At 67.0% G+C, this 2911-nt stretch carries 1 protein-coding gene; it reads right to left on the bottom strand.

Annotated features, from left to right (window positions below):
* Positions 1 to 173: 173 nt before the first annotated feature.
* The gene (locus FKZ61_RS23600; protein WP_141612621.1) at positions 174 to 2636 is read right to left on the bottom strand and encodes a YfhO family protein; all 2463 of its coding nucleotides are present in this window, start codon (positions 2634 to 2636) and stop codon (positions 174 to 176) included.
* Positions 2637 to 2911 lie beyond the last annotated feature (275 nt).

Raw genomic sequence — 2911 nt, 5'->3', positions numbered from 1 at the left:
GAATCAGCGTTCATCTGCGTGGGTCAGCGTCCTCATTTGACCTTTGTGCAGCCTTGGGCCGATGATTGAAATCATCGGCTGGCATACCCAAGTGCGTTGAAACGCACTCCACGGGGCAGATGGTGCCCGGCTTGAATCCGTTTTCAACGGATTTCCGGCCCCAGCGAGGCATTTCAATGCCTCGTCATGGGACGGATGATCCTATCGGCGAATTTCTGCCGGGATTTGCTGATGCGCATCCAGGGCAAGCTCCCCGCCACCAGCAGCACCAGGCCCAGGCCAAAAAGGGCGATGCCCCAGCGCCAGGTGGCCGGTGCAAAGCGCAGCACCACCGTGGACTCCCCCGACGGCACCGCTACGGCCCGCAGGGCCAGGTTGGCCCGGTAGATGGTTGCCGGCTCCCCGTTGACGGTGGCCTGCCAGCCGGGATACCAGACCTCGCTCAGGAGCAGATAGGCGGGCGCGGTGGCCTGCACCGAGAGCCGGATCTCGTTGGGGCCATAGGCCGTGACGGTCACCTGCTCCGCGCCGCCCGGCGAGACCTCCAGCGCTGGCGCCCCCTCGTCGTGCAGGAGCACCGTCTGGGTGGGGTCAAAGTCTGGCTGCTGGAGCCTGTCCCGGGCGAGTGTCTCATCCGGGACAACCACAGCCCGGTGGACCAGCCAGGCCCGGGGCAGGAAGTCCCGGTTGCGGTAGAGGATCAGATCCCGGGGCGCGGCGAAGACGGGCTCGAATTTCCCCTCCGGCAGGGGCGTATCCGCGCGGGCCAGCACATACTTCACGTTCAGCATGTCGTAGAGGCGGGTGTGGCGGCCGCCCAGGGACTCCCACAGCAGGGTCCAGTGGCGCAGCACCAGGGGATTGGCCACGCCGCCCACGTCCTGCAGGCCATGGAGGGCAGCCGCATCGGGCTGCCAGCGGTCGGCGATGTCCGTGCGGGTGTCGATGCGGAAGAGCCCCTCATCCTGGCGCAGAAAGTCCACGATCTCAGGATGCTGGAAGCCGACCGTGGGATCCTGGGGACTGATGTCGGTGTACGCGCCGGTGGCAGCCAGGTCGAAGAAGAGCAGGCCCACCATGGCCAGGGCAAAGGCAGGCCCGGAAATCCAGGCCCGCCGCCGGGCGCCCATCAAAAACCAGGTCCCCCCCCAAAAGATCCCGGCCCAGACCAGGGCCAGCCCGGCCACCGAAGCCCGCAGAAAGACCGTGTCGTTCTCCTGGGTCAGGAGCAGGGAAAGATAGCTGAGGGGCAGCAGGATCCCCAGGAGGATGAGGGCGCCGCCCCGCAGCACGCCGTCCAGCAGCCCGGCGGCCTCCCCGGCGGCCGGGTCTTCCCGGGGCCGATCCGGCCAGGTGCGCACCGCGTCCAGGCCCACGGCCGCCAGGACAGCTCCGCCCAGGCTCCACAGGATCAGCGCCCGGGCTGGGGCACGAAACTGGCCGAAGCCGGGCAAGAGTAGGGTCAGCCAGCCGTGGAGGATGGCGTAGATGCCCAGGGCCGTGGCCAGCCCGAACAGGGCCATGACCAGCCAGGGCACCAGGTGCCGACGCAGCCTGGGCGCGGCCAGGCAGTAGCCGGCCACCCCGGACAACAGGGCCGCCACCCCCAGGTAGGGCAGCTCCACCCGGTCCCACAGGCTCCAGTGGAGCGCCGGCCCCCGGCCGAAGAAGCCCGGCGTGATGAGGCCGATGAGCTGGGTGGGCGCCAGGGAAAAGGCCACCGTGTCCTGATAGGTGAAGAGGCTGCGCTCGGTGTAGCGGCTCAGCTCCAGCCCGGGCAGCAGAATCGGCGCGGTGAGCAGCCCGGTGACCACGCCCGTCCCGGCCAGGCAGGCCAGGGGAAACCAGCCACGTCCCCACCGGTGCGGACCCGAGGCGGCCGCTCCTGTCCGCCATTCCCACCCGGCCCAAACGGCAGCGTACAGCAGGAGCGCCAGGGCGATGTAATACGAACTCTGGATATGCCCCGCATAATTGGCCACCGCGAAGAGCCCGGCAGCCACCATGGCCCAGCGCAGGTCCCGCCGCTGGAGGGCGGCCTGAAACGCGGCCAGCACCCAGGGAAGCCAGCTCAGGACTGCGATCAGGTTGAGGTTGCCCAGATGGATCAGGAAAGGATCGCTCAGGGCAAAGGCCAGGGCAGCAAAAATGGCCGCCAAGCGGGAGAGACGCACCGGGCCGAAGTCGATGCCGCGCACCAGCACGTACATGCCCAGGCCAGCCCAGAAGAGATGGAGCACGGCCAGCCACTGGAGGGCCGGGTAAGGGAAGTCGGGCCAGAGCAGGAAGAGGAACAGATTGGGCGGGTAGAAAAAGCCGGCCTGAATGTCGCTGATGAAGGGGCTGCCGCCGTACAGGTACGGATTCCACAGGGGAAGTCGGCCCTCATGGATCTGCCCGGCGGCGAAGCGATAGGTGGGGAACAGGAAGCTGACCAGATCGCCGCCATCGGCCGGCTGGTAGACTTCACCGGTCAGGGTACGCCAGAAAAATCCGAGGACCAGCAGCCCCAAGATCGTCCCGGCCAGCAGGTCCCGGTGGCGGCCCGGGGCGACCCGACCCGCCTGCTCCTGCCGCCAGACCCACAAGAGAGCTACCCCCCATACAATCGCCAACACGAACAAAATTGGAGCCATGTCACCTGCTGTGCCGTGGTTTGAGGGCCGAGGGATGGAGGCTCATGCCCCTGGACGCCAGCCCGAGCCGATGGATTCAGGGACGCGAAGCCTCATGGTCGAAGACGTGGCCCAGTATACACCAGGAGCAGTCCACTTGACCAACCCATCCTCCAGAGGACAACATTCCACCGTGGGACATCCATTCGCCCGATGACGGGGCATGGAAAAAATCTGTGGCTCTACTGCACAAAGGTCAAATGAGGACGCTGACCCACGCAGATGAACGCTGATTC

It is taken from the genome of Litorilinea aerophila (genome assembly GCF_006569185.2).
In the GTDB taxonomy this organism is placed as follows: domain Bacteria; phylum Chloroflexota; class Anaerolineae; order Caldilineales; family Caldilineaceae; genus Litorilinea; species Litorilinea aerophila.
This window is presented reverse-complemented; position numbering and strand designations above follow the sequence as displayed.